14 protein-coding genes are annotated in these 15,619 nt (G+C 43.6%); 5 read left to right on the top strand and 9 right to left on the bottom strand.

Annotation, left to right across the window (positions count from 1 at the left end; all coding sequences use genetic code 11):
• Positions 1–81 precede the first annotated feature (81 nt).
• The 4 genes from fusA to AC4CUX_RS11020 all read right to left on the bottom strand — a co-directional run bounded on the left by fusA (position 82) and on the right by AC4CUX_RS11020 (position 4,982).
• Positions 82–2,217, bottom strand: a complete 2,136-nt coding sequence (gene fusA, locus AC4CUX_RS11035; RefSeq protein WP_004694927.1) for an elongation factor G — start codon at positions 2,215–2,217, stop codon at positions 82–84.
• A 130-nt stretch (positions 2,218–2,347) separates the two neighbouring features.
• Entirely contained in the window at positions 2,348–2,818 is a 471-nt protein-coding gene (gene rpsG, locus AC4CUX_RS11030) for a 30S ribosomal protein S7 (protein ID WP_004694929.1), read from the bottom strand.
• Positions 2,819–2,995: 177 nt separating this feature from the next.
• On the bottom strand, positions 2,996–3,370 hold the full coding sequence (rpsL, locus tag AC4CUX_RS11025) for a 30S ribosomal protein S12 (protein ID WP_002050319.1): 375 nt from the start codon (positions 3,368–3,370) through the stop codon (positions 2,996–2,998).
• 154 nt (positions 3,371–3,524) lie between these two features.
• The gene (locus AC4CUX_RS11020) at positions 3,525–4,982 is read right to left on the bottom strand and encodes an EcsC family protein (protein ID WP_201950176.1); all 1,458 of its coding nucleotides are present in this window, start codon (positions 4,980–4,982) and stop codon (positions 3,525–3,527) included.
• A 278-nt stretch (positions 4,983–5,260) separates the two neighbouring features.
• On the opposite strand from AC4CUX_RS11020, the gene AC4CUX_RS11015 reads away from it, so the two are divergent.
• The 3 genes from AC4CUX_RS11015 to AC4CUX_RS11005 all read left to right on the top strand — a co-directional run bounded on the left by AC4CUX_RS11015 (position 5,261) and on the right by AC4CUX_RS11005 (position 8,413).
• Complete coding sequence (locus AC4CUX_RS11015; RefSeq protein WP_004694933.1) at positions 5,261–6,490, top strand: beta-ketoacyl synthase N-terminal-like domain-containing protein; 1,230 nt, start codon at positions 5,261–5,263, stop codon at positions 6,488–6,490.
• 23 nt (positions 6,491–6,513) lie between these two features.
• Entirely contained in the window at positions 6,514–6,966 is a 453-nt protein-coding gene (locus AC4CUX_RS11010) for a CopD family protein (protein ID WP_005011820.1), read from the top strand.
• A gap of 112 nt (positions 6,967–7,078) precedes the next feature.
• Entirely contained in the window at positions 7,079–8,413 is a 1,335-nt protein-coding gene (locus AC4CUX_RS11005) for an IS4 family transposase (protein WP_201953753.1), read from the top strand.
• 70 nt (positions 8,414–8,483) lie between these two features.
• Here the strand turns inward: AC4CUX_RS11005 and AC4CUX_RS11000 are convergent, their stop codons facing one another.
• From AC4CUX_RS11000 to AC4CUX_RS10980, 5 genes are all read right to left on the bottom strand, one after another.
• A complete protein-coding gene (locus AC4CUX_RS11000) occupies positions 8,484–9,590 on the bottom strand; it encodes an acyltransferase family protein (protein ID WP_201950174.1) in 1,107 nt (368 codons plus the stop codon).
• A 183-nt stretch (positions 9,591–9,773) separates the two neighbouring features.
• A complete protein-coding gene (locus tag AC4CUX_RS10995) occupies positions 9,774–11,216 on the bottom strand; it encodes an amino acid permease (RefSeq protein WP_176537218.1) in 1,443 nt (480 codons plus the stop codon).
• Positions 11,217–11,357: 141 nt separating this feature from the next.
• Positions 11,358–11,717, bottom strand: coding sequence for a RidA family protein (locus AC4CUX_RS10990; protein WP_004694941.1), 360 nt, complete (start codon positions 11,715–11,717; stop codon positions 11,358–11,360).
• 37 nt (positions 11,718–11,754) lie between these two features.
• A complete protein-coding gene (gene alr, locus AC4CUX_RS10985; protein ID WP_201950171.1) occupies positions 11,755–12,852 on the bottom strand; it encodes an alanine racemase in 1,098 nt (365 codons plus the stop codon).
• A gap of 36 nt (positions 12,853–12,888) precedes the next feature.
• Positions 12,889–14,148, bottom strand: coding sequence for a D-amino acid dehydrogenase (locus AC4CUX_RS10980; RefSeq protein WP_218645688.1), 1,260 nt, complete (start codon positions 14,146–14,148; stop codon positions 12,889–12,891).
• A 137-nt stretch (positions 14,149–14,285) separates the two neighbouring features.
• On the opposite strand from AC4CUX_RS10980, the gene AC4CUX_RS10975 reads away from it, so the two are divergent.
• Positions 14,286–14,750: an Lrp/AsnC ligand binding domain-containing protein gene (locus tag AC4CUX_RS10975; RefSeq protein ID WP_004694947.1), complete on the top strand. Its 465-nt coding sequence runs from the start codon at positions 14,286–14,288 to the stop codon at positions 14,748–14,750.
• 84 nt (positions 14,751–14,834) lie between these two features.
• On the top strand, positions 14,835–15,578 hold the full coding sequence (locus AC4CUX_RS10970) for a sporulation protein (protein ID WP_201950164.1): 744 nt from the start codon (positions 14,835–14,837) through the stop codon (positions 15,576–15,578).
• Positions 15,579–15,619 lie beyond the last annotated feature (41 nt).

Genomic DNA, 15,619 nt, shown 5'->3' with positions numbered 1-15,619 from the left:
TTTAAACTACTCATGCAGGATCACTGCATGAGCACTTGGTTTTTAACTATGAATTAGTTTGGGCTTATAGTAATCGAAAGATTACTCGTCGTCACCTTTTTTACCGCCAGACTGGAATTTAGAAATAATGCCTTCAGCCACGTTACGTGGAGTTTCAGCATATTTAGCAAATTCCATAGAGTATGTTGCACGGCCTTGAGACATAGAACGCATTTGAGTCGCGTAACCAAACATCTCTGCAAGTGGAACTTCAGCTTTAATTGCTTTAGTACCGCCAGGCAAGTCATCCATACCTTGAACCATACCACGACGACGGTTTAAGTCACCCATGATATCGCCCATGTAGTCTTCTGGAGTTTCTACTTCAACTTTCATGATCGGTTCAAGCAAGATAGGATCTGCTTTCATGAAACCGTCACGGAATGCGTAAGAACCTGCCATTTTGAACGATAATTCGTCCGAATCGACATCGTGGTAAGAACCGTCAAACAATGTAGCTTTGATGCCAACAACTGGGTAACCAGCAAGGACACCATTCTTCATACGCTCTTGGATACCTTTATCCACAGCACCGAAGAATTCTTTAGGAACTACACCACCAACAACTTCTTCAACGAACTCGTAATCTTTTTCTGATTCAGGATCCATTGGCTCTAAACGTACATATACGTGACCAAATTTACCTTTACCACCAGTTTGACGTACGAATTTACCTTCTTGTTCAACTGTCTTCTTGATCGTTTCACGGTAAGAAACCATTGGTTTACCAATGTTTGCTTCAACACCGAATTCACGCTTCATACGGTCAACAATGATGTCAAGGTGAAGTTCACCCATACCAGCAATAATTGTTTGACCTGACTCTTCGTCAGTACGAACGCGGAATGATGGATCTTCCTTAGCCAAACGACCTAAAGCAATTGACATTTTTTCTTGGTCAGCTTTAGTTTTTGGTTCAACAGCCAATGCAATTACTGGCTCTGGGAATTCCATACGCTCAAGTGTGATGACATTTTTCTCATCACAAAGTGTATCACCCGTAGTTACGTCTTTAAGACCTACACACGCAGCGATATCACCGGCACGAATTTCTTCAACGTCTTGACGATCATTCGCGTGCATTTGCACGATACGGCCGATACGTTCACGTTTAGATTTAACTGGGTTATAAACAGAATCACCTTGTTTAAGTACACCAGAGTAAACACGTACGAAAGTTAAGTTACCTACGAATTTGTCGTTCATGATTTTGAACGCAAGCGCAGAGAACGGAGCTTCGTCAGATGCTTCACGAATCGCTTTAGTTTCAGCTTTGTCGTCAAGAACACCTTCAATCGCTTTAACTTCTGTAGGCGACGGTAAGAATTCAATTACTGCGTCCAACATACGTTGAACACCTTTGTTTTTGAACGCTGTACCACAAAGCATTGGTTGAATTTGACAAGCCAAAGTCTGAACACGTAGACCAGCAACGATATCTTCTTTAGATAGTTCGCCTTCTTCTAGGTATTTGTCCATTAGCTCTTCAGAAGCTTCAGCAGCAGCTTCAACCATGTTTACACGCCATTCTTCAGCAGTAGCTTGAAGTTCAGCCGGGATTTCACCGTATTCGAACTGCATACCTTGTGAAGCTTCATCCCAAATGATCGCTTTCATTTCGATCAAGTCGATTACGCCTTGGAAGTTTTCTTCAGCGCCAACAGGGATTACTACAGGTACAGGAGCTGCACCTAAACGTGTCTTCATTTGTTCAACAACACGGAAGAAGTTTGCACCAGTACGGTCCATCTTGTTCACGAATGCTAAACGAGGCACTTGGTATTTGTTCGCTTGACGCCATACAGTTTCAGACTGAGGTTGTACACCACCTACAGCACAGTAAACCATACACGCACCATCAAGAACACGCATAGAACGTTCAACTTCAATTGTGAAGTCAACGTGTCCCGGTGTATCAATTACGTTGATACGGTGTTCAGGGAACTGTTTAGACATACCTGACCAGAATGTAGTCGTAGCAGCAGAAGTAATGGTAATACCACGTTCTTGCTCTTGCTCCATCCAGTCCATTGTTGCTGCACCGTCGTGTACTTCACCAATTTTGTGAGATACACCTGTGTAGAACAAAATACGTTCTGTAGTTGTGGTTTTACCCGCATCAATGTGCGCAGAAATACCAATGTTACGATAACGAGAAATTGGGGTTTGACGAGCCATGATTTCTTGCATTCCTAAATTTTGTTGTTTAAAACAGGCGCTTTAAGCTGACGAACAGCTTAAAGCGATTCGATGACAGTTTGGCGTAAACCAAGCTGTCACCCTCCTGAATAGGGGCTGTTTTAGTCGCTTAGAAGCGGTAGTGAGAGAATGCTTTGTTGGCTTCAGCCATACGATGCACGTCATCACGTTTTTTAACCGCTGCGCCTTTACCTTCAGCTGCATCAAGCAACTCACCAGCAAGACGTAAAGCCATAGTTTTTTCAGAACGCTTAGCAGCAGCATCTACTAACCAACGCATAGCTAGAGCAGTACGACGGGATGGGCGTACTTCCATAGGTACTTGATAAGTAGCACCACCAACACGGCGTGCTTTTACTTCAACCATAGGACGAACTTTTTCAAGAGTAGTCTCGAAAAATTCAACTGGGTCTACTTTGTTTTTTTCTTGAACGCGGTCTAAAGCACCGTAAACGATACTTTCAGCAATAGATTTTTTACCATCTTGCATTACGTGGTTCATGAATTTAGCGATTGTTTGGCTGCTGAACTTAGGATCCGGAAGGATTTCACGAGCAGCAACTACGCGACGTCTTGGCATTTTAAACTACCTATATATATGACACTTCAGGTTAATCCAGCCGTAGCACAAAGTGTCATGTGCTTTCGCTGGCCTTACTACACGTCGCTTGAATTTCACAAAATTAATGCAGAAATCAGACAAGCGAGACGATAAAGGATTGCAGTTCTAGCGAACTAAGAAGTTAATCTCGAAAGATTATTTCTTAGGACGTTTAGTACCGTATTTAGAACGAGACTGGTTACGATCTTTCACACCAGCACAGTCTAAAGAACCACGAACGGTATGGTAACGTACACCTGGTAAGTCTTTAACACGACCACCACGGATAAGAACAACACTGTGCTCTTGTAGGTTGTGGCCTTCACCACCGATGTAGCTAGAAACTTCAAAGCCAGAAGTTAAACGCACACGGCAAACTTTACGCATTGCTGAGTTAGGTTTTTTAGGTGTAGTTGTGTAAACACGTGTACAAACACCACGACGTTGTGGACAAGCCTTCAACGCAGGAACTTTAGATTTTTCAACTAAAGTCGTACGACCCTTACGGATCAACTGATTTGTTGTTGCCATTTGGCAATTCTCCCGTTAATAAAAAACCCAAAAAAAGACGACTTTTTGAGGGCATGCAATTGTAAGCTAAGACGTAAAAATGGTCAACATTTCAAACTACATGTAATGTTGACCAAATCAGGGCTTTTACAAATTTCTATCTATTTTAAAGGGTTTATTTTTTGCTTGGTGCATTTCGTCTTTTTGTAACCTTTTTTTCAGTCGACTCTACTGCAGGTTTTGCTGTGACTTTTGAAGCCGTATTAGGTTCATTTGGTACTAAAGACTCATTATTATTCTGTGTAGCCTCCTCAGCCTCATCCACTGGATATAAATCTGCAAGATCTTCTTCTATTTGTAGGGCTGGTTGCTGCGGTGCGACAGCATCGTGAGGTTCAACCATTTGATCTGCGAGCTGTTCCAGCCCTTGTTGAACACGCTCTTCGTTTGCGACAGGCTCTGTGACTTTGTCGGACTTTTTCTGAACTTTTACTTTAGCAATACTTTGATGACCATTTAACTCCACTTCAGCTCCAAGTTTCAAATCTGGGCTATCGGTCTCTGATGTACTGCGCTGTGACAATAGTCTTGGCGAGGCTTTCACCAAAAGCTCAAGTGAGCGTTCATATGCTGTTAAAGCACTCAGGCTGGTATCTTTTTGTTGAATGATATACTGGCGGGCTTGTGAAAAAACCAGTTGTGCTTTTTGATGTACATCATCAACAAGGCGCCAACTATAGGCTGCACTCACTCCTGCACTGGCAATTGGTGTGAGTTTTGCCAGCTTATTCAGTAGCGATAGATTGGCAATCGACTGTCCCCATTTCAGCTGACCATCGGCATTGGTCAACCATTTCTTTAAGGCTTCAATATCATTACTTGAACCTAAAAGCTGTTGTAACTGAGAGACATCATGGGTTTGCAAGGTACTTGAAATGGCTTTTATCGCTATCAACAAAGTTTGTTTTTCAGCAATCAACCCAAGATCAATCTGTTTAAAAATAAACTGTACGATGTCTTGATCGGATTCTTTACTTAAGTCAAAACCATAAGAACGCCCCACTTGGTAGATCATACGTAACGACATCACTAAAGAAGCAGGGACATCTACGGTTGAACCCACAAAGCCCGTTGCTCCAGTCAGTGCGCCCTGAAGAATAGCAATGATCTTATTTTGTTCAGACAATGCCTGACTAATCCGTTTTGAACGGTCGACATCTTGGGTCAACATCTCTAAATCACGCACGCCCGCTTCATCTAAAACGGCATCGACCGAGCTCATACTCGAGCTAAATTGATTAAGCTGGCTAAAAAAATAATCTGCGGCTTTATCGGAAAGTTGTGGCGACACAAAATGCGCGACTCGATTTGCGTTGACATAATGACGTCCCAATAAATGCCGTGATACTGTCGGCAGATGGTCTCTTAAGACTTGCTGCGGATTTTCATAACGCTTATTTTTCGATTTTGTTTTTGTACTCGCACTATCACCAGTTGTAGCATTGGTCAGTGCTGAAGCCGTATCTGGGCTCACTTGGTTTAATATGTTTAAACCTGTATGGCTGAGCTTTTTAGCCACTCCGAAGGCATTTGAAAAGAAACCACTGCGCTGTTTATTGTTTGAATCCGCCATTCCGTACCCCGTACTTTATAATCTTTCATTTCTAGCTAAATACTAGGTGTAGTACGCATTTATCTCAATAAGAATATGTGTCTTTTAGTAAAGTTGAAATGCCCTACTCCTGATTTTAAGACAAGTCAAATTGGCATAGGATTTGCCATAAGAATTAAAAATTCTTTCTGCTATTATGATCTGCATTGAAAACATAAGAGTTGCAATTGGCTTAGAAATAAATTGTTGATTCATCTTTAAGCGTAACTCTGCAAAACCACCATATAAGGGATCTTTAAATGAAACGTGTAGTAATCACTGGCATGGGTATCAACTCATGTATCGGTAATACTTTGGAAGAAGTTACTCATGCATTACAAAACGGGATTTCTGGGACACGTTTTAACCCAACCTATGCTGAACTCAATTTTAAAAGCCATATCAGCGCTGCTGCTGAACAAGACTTTGATGGCATCGACCGTAAGCTAAAACGCTTTATGGGTGTTTGTGCCATGTATGCATATAACGCTGCAGTTGCTGCAGTTGAAAATGCTGGCTTAACAGCAGAGCAAATTGGTGGCAATCCACGCTATGGTATCGCGGGCGGTTCAGGTGGTGGTTCAACTGCATCTGTCGTTGAAATGAAAGAATTGTTAGACACCAAAGGCGCACGTAAAGTTGGTCCGTTCTTCGTACCACGTAATATGTCGAACACAATTACGGCAAACGTTGGTGTTGCTTTTAAAATGCAAGGTGTTGCACACACCATTACCAGCGCATGCGCAACGTCTGCTGATGCAATTGGTTATGCCTACAACCTGATTCAACTCGGCAAGCAAGACCTCATGCTTGCAGGCGGTGGTGAAGAAGATCACTGGTCTCAAAGCCTGTTATTTGATGCAATGGGTGCACTGTGCTCAAAATACAATGACACGCCAGAAACAGCGTCTCGTCCTTACTCTGCTGACCGTGACGGTTTTGTGATTGCTGGCGGTGGCGGATTTGTAGTGCTTGAGTCTTTAGAACATGCGCAAGCACGTGGTGCCAACATTTTGGCTGAAGTTGTGGGCTATGCGGCAAACTCTGACGGTGCAGACATGGTTGCGCCATCGGGTGAAGGTGCGACACGTTGTGTACTGATGGCACTTGAAGAAGCAAAACAACACGGCGTAGACAAAATTGACTATGTGAATACGCATGGTACGTCAACGCCTGCTGGTGACATCACTGAATTAAAAGCAATGGAACGTGCATTTGGCGAAGGTCAAGTTCCTCCACTCAGCTCGACCAAATCAATGACAGGTCATAGCTTAGGTGCTGCTGGCGTGCAAGAAGCGATCTACTCAGTCCTAATGATGCAAAATGACTTTATTGCACCAAACATCAACGTGACTGAACTGGATGAAGGCGCAAAACCATTTGATATCGTGCTTGAAAAACGTGACGCAAAATTGAATACTGTGATGAGTAACAGTTTCGGTTTTGGCGGCGTAAATGCATGTCTCATTTTCAAAAAGTGGGAAGGCTAAGCCGCCCATTTTAGGGTGACTTGATGGATGCTCCTTCTGATGCTTTCTTGTGGGTAAAAGCATTACATATTATTGCCGTGGTGTGTTGGTTCGCTGCATTGTTCTACTTACCACGGCTCTATGTTTACCATGCCATGAGTGATGATGCCGTCAGTCATCAACGTTTCGAGGTCATGGAACGCAAGTTGTACCGTGGCATTATGTGGCCGTCGATGATTGCAACACTGATCACGGCACATTTCTTGGTCGATTGGGGTGATGCAACGCGCCACTACCATGAAGCCCTGTGGTTCTACCTCAAAGTGGGCTTGGTTGGACTGTTAGTGATTTACCATTTTGTCTGCGGTTATTACCGTAAGAAATTGATTGGTCATGCGCACTACAAGTCACACAAATTTTGGCGCTTCTTTAATGAAATGCCGACCCTCATTTTATTTGCTGTGGTGATTTTAGTCGTGGTGAAACCGACATTTTAAAATCCCACACTTAAAAAGCCCCGATTGATTCGGCAATGCTGTTCACTTAAGCAATTGAAGCGTGGCGGAGTTTGTTAGAGAATCCGATGTCGGGTTTGGCATTGGATTTTTTATGGTGTTTCAGCAGGATCTTCTCGACCTCAACAGTCTGTTTAACTTCTCGGATCTGAATACATTTACTCATAATATCCCCATTGAGTGGGTTGAATCTGCACTTAAATTGAGCAGTTCGGCTACTATCCGCAGGCGACGCTTGCCCGCAGATCAGGTTCTCTGGCTGGTTCTCGGAATGGCGATTTTTCGTGATGAGCCTGTCCATGAAGTGGCAAGAAGACTAAATATTTGCGCTCAAGGACTGGCCTCTCTTGACCTGTTGGCACGCAGCGGGGTAACTGAAGCACGTAAGCGTTTGGGTGCAGATCCTGTGGAGTGGCTGTTTCGCCAGACAGGTCAGCACTGGGGACATGAGCGTTACCCAGATGATCAATGGCAGGGGCTTCAGGTCTTTGCTGTCGACGGTGCACTCTTGCGAACCCAAGATACAAATGATCTTCGTGAGCATTTTGGCTCAGGGAATACTTCCACGCAGCGCCAGACGCCATTTCCGATGCTACGGCTCGTCGCACTGATGAATGTGCGCTCGCATATATTAGTCGATGCGCAGATCAGTCCCTATCGCCGGGGGGAGATTCCTCTGGCGTCGAAGTTTCTCAGCCAGATTCCCGATCATTCGATCACCTTGTTTGACAAGGGTTTTTGGAGTGCGGACTTATTGCTTTCACTCTCGATGCAGGGTCAAGGTCGTCACTGGTTGATTCCGGAACGCAAAAATCTGAAAAGTGAGGTGATCGAGACGTATGCAGAAGATGACGTGCGGGTACGGATGAAAGTATCACCCCAAGCAAGAAAGAACAACCCGATGCTCCCCGAATACTGGGAAGTCAGGCAAGTCAGTTATGCTGTGGATAAGGGACGAATAAAGACGGTTCTGACCTCGCTGCCGGCCGATCAGTATCCTGCAAAGGATATCGCTAGACTCTATCAAGAACGCTGGGAAATCGAATTAGGTTTTCGGGATATCAAAAGCTCGATGCAGCATAATGCCATCACGCTTCGCAGCAAGACAGTAGAGCTGGTTTATCAAGAGCTGTGGGGTCTATTGCTGACCTACAATATTATCCGGCGAGAAGCGGCATTTGCAGCGGTAGCCTTTGGGCGTTCACCTTCGGATATCCGTTTCAAGCCTGTATGCCAGTACATAGCCGTTCAGCTGATCGTGATGGCGAATGCCAACCCATTATCAAGAACTGGCAGGCGGCTATCGGAGCTGAGATCAGGGATAGGTAGCCTGTTTCTGGAAAGGCGTTCGAGGGCAACAACACCCCGAACGGTTAAGATGTCAAAAACCCGTTATCCAGTAGATCGAAATGCTGCTCCTCTTAAGTGAACAGCATTGCCGATTGATTCGGGGCTTTTTAATGTCTGTACAAAATCAACAGCACAGTTCAAGATCAGTATTACGAACGTATCCAAGATTGACGAATTTTTAAATTGAGTGGGGTCGAATAATATTTCTCAATCACCCAACTCAAAATAAACACTGCGATAAAATAAACAGGCAACAACATCAACTTTTCAGCCGCTAAAGTTTCTTTTGGGAAATACACCACTTTCATTAAGCCGAGAACAATCAAATGAAACAGATACATTTCATAGCTACGCTGTCCAATCCAGACCAAACTCCGTGCCGTGTATGAGATAGGTTTAACTTTCAGGTCTTGGGTAAAACACAATATGAGTAACGCTGTAAGTAAAGCAAATACGCTGATGCCCCAACTACTCACCTCTTTGATGGGTGCATAAAAATATAAAGCGGTCATTAGAAACGCTGTTACTGCAACAATCATTTTTTGATTGTAAATTACACCTTTAAAATGTTGCGCATATATTGCGGTGAGGCAGCCAATGGCAATTCCATCGAAACTAGAAAAATAATGATACAGATAAGCGCCGCTTCCCTCGCCAAAATGGAGGGCACGAAAATACGGTGCATACGCAATGACAACGAGCAGAAAAATAATAAAGCCTTTGCCCCGACCCAGTGCTAAACACAGGACAGGAAACGCTAAATAGAAGACTTCTTCAACCGATAAAGACCACAATACGCCCAAAGTATAGTTCACCCAGCCGTATTCAATAATCAGTAGATTCATCCAGAAGCTCAAAGCTGAAAGGACGGTGACAGCATAGGACACTTCTACGCCATTGGGCGACTGATTGATAAAGGGTTGTAATCCTAAGCTTCCGAGCACACTGACCATCGTGACCAATAACACCAGACACGGCATGATTCGAGCAAGACGACGGATATAAAAATCTTTCAGCTTAATCTGCGCCAAAGATCCACTGCGCTGCAAGGTATGCTGAGTAATCAAAAAACCTGAAATGACAAAAAACATGGTCACACCATAGTTGCCATTTCTTGCAATCAAAGTACTTAAGCTCTCGCCCCCAATTGAGATGCCGAGAAAGGTATCGTGTAATTTATAAGGAATATTGAAATGGTGAATCAGCACCAACAGGATGGACACGCCACGCAGGATGTCTATTTTATAATTACGCATAAATCATTGTTAAAATTTTAAAGTGCCTCATTAAAAGTGAAATCACCTGATTTAGACAGCTTTTATATATAAAATCATACAATTATCTAACACTGAATTAGAACCCATTAATTCAGCTCAAGCAAAAAGAAAGCCCTACTTATGCAGGGCTTTCTTTCAAACATCACGAGTACAGAATGAATTTTAGTTATCCAGTTGCTGCCCTAACAGACGTTTTTTCATACGAGGCTTGTACAGCAGTTGATACGTCACGGCTAGAACAATCACCCATAGTGGACTGATCATGAGTGCACGAAGAGTATCCGCCTCTAAACTCAAAATAATCAACGTAAAGAACAAGAAGATTAAGACCACATAAGACATCCAAACACCGCCCGGCATTTTAAAAGTCGATTTTGCATGTAGCTCAGGACGCAATTTACGGTAGCGGATATAGCACACCATAATAATGCTCCAGATACTGATGAACAGAATCACACACAATGAGCTGGCTAATGTAAAGGCTTCAACCGTGTTTGGTACAAAGTACTGCAGCGCAGCACCTGCCATGATAAAAGCACATGAGAAGAATAAGCCTTTTGCTGGCACCGCACGTTTTGACAGACGCGCTAGGCTCTGTGGTGCTTGCCCTTCTCTTGCCAAACCAAACAGCATACGTGATGTAGAGAACACACCACTATTCATTGAAGACATCACTGAAGACAGTACCACCAAGTTCATAATGATGGCTGAAGTTGGGATACCTGCATGTAAAAATAGTGAAACGAACGGGCTTTGATCCGCAGGAATTTGATTCCACGGCGTCACCGACATCACCACAAATAGCGACAAGACATAGAACAAAATGATACGGGTTGGAATCGCATTCACTGCTTTCGGTAAATTCTTTTCAGGGTCTTTGGTTTCAGCAGCCATGGTTCCAATCAGCTCTACACCGACAAAGGCAAAGAGTGCAATTTGGAAGCCTGCTAAAAAGCCACTGCCACCTTGAGGGAACATCCCTCCATGCGACCAAACATGACTAAAGCTTGCAACTGAACCGCCCGGTGCTTGGAAATGGCTAAACACCATAAAGCCACCAATCACGATCAGCCCTAAAATGGCTAAAATTTTGATTAAAGCAAACCAAAATTCAATTTCACCGAAGAGCTTCACGGTCAATAAATTCAGCCCGAGGACAAACAGTACGCAGCCGACACTGATTAAAGCCTGTCCCATAGGAGTAAAGGCCATGTCTGGTGGGAGCCAAAAGCCGAGATAGTTAATAATGGCTGCCAAGTCCGCAATACCGACCAAGACCCAACCAAGCCAATAGGACCAACCGATATAGTAACCCGCACCTGGCCCAATCAGATCATGAGCCATATCGATAAACGACTTATAGTGCAAATTTGACAATAAAATTTCGCCCAATGCACGCATCAGGAAGAAGAACATGGTCCCGATAATCATATAAATGATTAAGATAGAAGGACCAGCAAGAGAGATGGTTTTGCCCGAACCCATGAACAGGCCCGTACCAATCGCGCCACCAATGGCAATCAATTGCAGGTGGCGGTTGGATAATTTCCGTTGTAATTCATGCGATGATGCATTTGCACCGTCAGCTTGTGGGGTAGTCGTCATAATTTAACATCCTGTTAAAGTCCTTTTTTGCGTATAAACCATGTTCATACAGTGCTCGTTATCCTAACGGGCGGCATTTATACGCTCATCAGCACTTCGGTTGAAACCCAAGCGCTGATATACACGGGGAGAGTTTAAAAATTAGTTTTGTGCAGCCGTCACTGCAATTTCGATCAACCAGTTTGGATTAACCAAATCAGCCTGAATCGTGGCACGTGAAGGTGCTACACAACCATTCATCCAGTCAATCCAAATCGCATTGACTGTAGAAAAATCAGAGAGATTTTTGATGTAAAGCTGAGCAGATAACAAACGTGATTTATCTGTATTTGCCAAAGCTAAAAGCTCATCAATTGTTGCTAAAATTTCACGGGTCTGACCTGCGACATCATTGTCGGTATTTTTTGGCACTTGCCCTGACAAATACACCACTTGATTAAACACAGTGACTGCACTCATGACTTCGTTGGTGTTGAATTTTTGAATGTCTGAATGTGACATAGGTCTTTCCTTGTATGAAACTGTATAAAAATAAAATTTAATCTTGGATAAAATTGACACGTGCAGTGACAGCACACATCAGCTCATAGCCAATCGTGCCTGAACCTGCTGCGACTTCATCAATGCTGAGTACAGCACCCTGTTTCGATGTACCCCACAGCACCACTTCACTGCCGACTTGGGCATTTGGAAGGTGAGATAAATCGACCGCCAACATGTCCATGCTGACACGCCCGACCAAGCTGCTGCGTTGTCCATCAACTAAAATAGGCGTACCTGTTGCGGTAATCCGTTGATAACCATCGGCATAACCACAAGCCACAATACCCACACGCATGTCGCTTTCAGCAATGAACTTTGAGCCATAACCGACGCTATCGCCTGCTTTTAATTGCTGAATGGCAATCAACTCGCTGCGCAAACTCATGGCAGGTTGCAAGTCCCAGTCCTGAATCGAATGGCTTGGATAATCTGGAGAACTGCCATAGAGCATGATGCCGCTACGGATCACATCCGACTGCAACTGTTCATGGCGTAAGATGGCTGCACTGTTGCTAACAGAACGTGCACCCGGCAGATCATGGGTAATGGCATCAAATAACTGGCATTGATGCGCAATGCCTTCACGTCCGAAACGCTCACCATCGGCATCCGAAAAATGCATCATATGGGTCAAGCGTTGAACTTGAGGCAAACTGGAAAGCTGCTGCCACACTTGACGGTATTGTTCAGGACGGAAACCTAAACGATTCATGCCGCTGTTCATTTTTAAATAAACATCGAACTGCGCCTCTAAAGGAAAACGCGCTAACCATTCGAGTTGATATTCACTATGAATACTGAAACTTAGGCCCAGCTCATGGCAGTCAAATAGGTCTTGCTCTGAAAAAATACCTTCGAGTAACAGAACCGGACCTATCCAGCCTAAAGCGCGGATGCGTTTCGCCTCTGCCAAATCGAGCAGCGCAAAACCATCGGCAGATTTGAACGCTTGATAGACGCGTTCAATCCCATGACCATAGGCATTGGCTTTGACCACCGCATAGACTTGGCTATTCGGCATTTTCGTGCGAGCAACATTTAAATTATGCTGCAGTGATTGACTATGAATCACTGCAGTAATTGGACGTGGCATTTTCTTCTTCCTTGAATCAATATGACCTAAAACGAATTAGGCTGCTGAAGGATAACGTTGAATCGATAGGCCTTCAGTACTGATGTCTGGTTGATGGTTCATCACCAAGTCACTAATAAGCTTGCCTGAACCACATGCCATGGTCCAACCCAAGGTGCCATGTCCTGTATTCAAGAATAAGTTTTTAAAACGAGTCGCACCAATAATCGGCGTAGAGTCTGGTGTCATTGGACGTAAACCCGTCCAGAAACTTGCTTCAGCTAAATTTCCACCTGGGAATAAGTCTTGAGTCACCATTTCCAAGGTCGCACGGCGGTCTTGGTTTAAACCGTGGTTGAAACCACTCAGTTCAGCCATACCACCCACACGGATACGTTGGTCAAAACGCGTAATGGCAATTTTATAAGTTTCATCAAGAACCGTAGACTGCGGTGCAAATGCAGGATCTATAATTGGAATGGTCAATGAGTAGCCTTTGACAGGGTACACAGGCAAATTCAAATTCAATGGTTTTAAGAAATCACGTGAATAACTACCAAAAGCAAGCACATAACGGTCTGCTGTAAGCACTTGACCATCAACCACCACGCCTTTGATTTCATCCCCTTCAACCACTAATTTTTCAACATTTTGGTTAAATTTAAATTCTACGCCCATGTCTTTCGCAAGATTTGCCAAAGCATTGGTAAATAGGTAACAGTCACCTGTTTCATCATTCGGTAGATGTAAACCACCAACCAGTTTGTCTTTGGCATAGGCTAAAGCTGGCTCGACTTTGGCTAAGTCATCTTTTAATAATAATTCGTAGTCGACGCCACATTCTTTTAATACTTGGATGTCACGTTGTACTGCATCTAGTTGTGCTTCATTACGGAAAACCTGCAAAGTTCCTTTCGCGCGGTTTTCATAGTGAATGCCTGTTTCTTTACGCAGTTCACGTAAGCAGTCACGGCTGTATTCAGCAACACGCGTCATACGTTCTTTGTTAATAGCATAGCTTTGTGGATTGCAGTTTTTCAACATTTGCGCCATCCAGTTCAACTGCCACATGCTACCATCGATGTTAATCGCTAAAGGTGCATGGTGTTGGAACATCCACTTTACGGCTTTAAACGGAATACCGGGTGCAGCCCACGGTGTAGAATAACCTGGAGAGATTTGCCCTGCGTTACCAAAGCTAGTTTCTTCAGCAGGACCAGCTTGACGGTCTAAAACCGTAACGCTTGCGCCTTGTTGTGCAAGGTAATATGCACTTGCAACACCGATGACACCACTACCTAAGACAATTACACGCATGACTGATCCCTTACACACACTAGTTTATTTCACTAGTATATTTTTAGGTTAATAGTTTTTTTCACTGTTTTTAATATTATAATCTAGGTAAATCGCCATTTTTGTCGCGCTAAAATTCTAAACATAGGAAATTTATAATGCGTAAATTAGATCGGATTGATCAGCAGATTTTAGACATTTTACAGCGTGATGGACGAATTGCGATTAGTGAATTGGCCTCTCGCGTCAACCTCTCAACCACACCCTGTTCAGAACGTGTCAAACGCTTAGAGCGCGATGGTATTATCATGGGTTACTACGCACGCCTCAATCCACAACTGGTCGATCGAAACTTATTGGTATTTTTAGAAATTAAGCTATCGGCCAAGTCTGGCGATGTGTTTGATCAAGTGGCACGTGACTTGGTCGAAATCCCTGAAGTTTTAGAATGCCATCTGATTTCAGGTGAATTCGATTATTTGGTCAAAGCCCGTTTAAAAGAAATGAGTGCCTACCGACGCCTATTGGGTGATTTACTAAAAAAACTGCCCTCTTCAGCGTCATCGCACAGTTATATTGTGATGGAAGAAGTCAAAGAAAGTTTTTATTTGGATATTCGCTAACAGCTTATTAAAAATATGCATTTTAAAAATGCATTCACTTTAAATGTTTAAAATCTATCGATTCCCTATTGGAAGTTCTGCACCTTGTTTAACAAACTTATGTCTAGTCTTGGCTTACAAGGCATTCAAGTCGATACTCGTCTACACACCACCGCACCACAAGCGGGTCAAGCCATTCAAGGTGAGGTTATTTTTAAAGGTGCCGCGTCTAATAAAATTATCAACGGTATTTATTTAAAGCTCATGACCACAGCCGAGGTTGAATCGGATGATGCTGAGTACAATAGTGCGTTAAGTATTGCCGAATGGCACATTAGCGGGACTTTTGAGTTACAAGCCCATCAGTCACATGCATTTCCTTTTTCGATTCAACTGCCCTTTGAAACGCCAGTTACAGATGTGCCTTGCCGCATCAATAAAACCCGAGTGTGGTTACATACGCATTTAGATGTGGGCTGGGGACTCGATGCCACTGACAAAGACTATTTACAGATTTTCCCGACACCGGCTATGCAGGCGTTTATTCAAGCCATGCAGCAATGCGGTTTTCAGTTAATGACCGTCGATGTTGAAAAAGGTCAACTATGTGGCAACGGCTTCCACTCGAGCATTGGTTGTTATCAAGAACTTGAATTTAAACCTACGCAATTGTTCAACAGCATCAATGAAGTTGAAGTGTCCTTTGTGGCAGAGCAACATCAAACCCATGTACTTTTGGAAGTGGATCGTAAATTTCGTGGTGATAGCTTCAACAGCCTTAGCATTCCGCATCAACAGGCCAATCCTGCACTGTTAGCAAATGAAATTAGACGTATGTTAGGCATTTAATTTTTAATCCCTGCGCACGACTGTTTCAATATAGAAAAGTC

The sequence above is a fragment of the Acinetobacter sp. 231_lipA genome (assembly GCF_058243005.1).
The sequence above is the reverse complement of the archived record's forward strand: the minus strand, read 5'-3'. Positions and strand labels throughout refer to the sequence as shown.

Coding starts and splice junctions, on each gene's coding strand:
- AC4CUX_RS11020 (WP_201950176.1), bottom strand. CDS start 4,982: ATGGCGGATTCAAACAATAAACAGCGCAGTGGTTTCTTTTCAAATGCC.
- AC4CUX_RS11015 (WP_004694933.1), top strand. CDS start 5,261: ATGAAACGTGTAGTAATCACTGGCATGGGTATCAACTCATGTATCGGT.
- rpsG (WP_004694929.1), bottom strand. CDS start 2,818: ATGCCAAGACGTCGCGTAGTTGCTGCTCGTGAAATCCTTCCGGATCCT.
- AC4CUX_RS10990 (WP_004694941.1), bottom strand. CDS start 11,717: ATGTCACATTCAGACATTCAAAAATTCAACACCAACGAAGTCATGAGT.
- AC4CUX_RS10980 (WP_218645688.1), bottom strand. CDS start 14,148: ATGCGTGTAATTGTCTTAGGTAGTGGTGTCATCGGTGTTGCAAGTGCA.
- alr (WP_201950171.1), bottom strand. CDS start 12,852: ATGCCACGTCCAATTACTGCAGTGATTCATAGTCAATCACTGCAGCAT.
- AC4CUX_RS11005 (WP_201953753.1), top strand. CDS start 7,079: ATGGTGTTTCAGCAGGATCTTCTCGACCTCAACAGTCTGTTTAACTTC.
- AC4CUX_RS10975 (WP_004694947.1), top strand. CDS start 14,286: ATGCGTAAATTAGATCGGATTGATCAGCAGATTTTAGACATTTTACAG.
- AC4CUX_RS11010 (WP_005011820.1), top strand. CDS start 6,514: ATGGATGCTCCTTCTGATGCTTTCTTGTGGGTAAAAGCATTACATATT.
- rpsL (WP_002050319.1), bottom strand. CDS start 3,370: ATGGCAACAACAAATCAGTTGATCCGTAAGGGTCGTACGACTTTAGTT.
- AC4CUX_RS10995 (WP_176537218.1), bottom strand. CDS start 11,216: ATGACGACTACCCCACAAGCTGACGGTGCAAATGCATCATCGCATGAA.
- AC4CUX_RS11000 (WP_201950174.1), bottom strand. CDS start 9,590: ATGCGTAATTATAAAATAGACATCCTGCGTGGCGTGTCCATCCTGTTG.
- fusA (WP_004694927.1), bottom strand. CDS start 2,217: ATGGCTCGTCAAACCCCAATTTCTCGTTATCGTAACATTGGTATTTCT.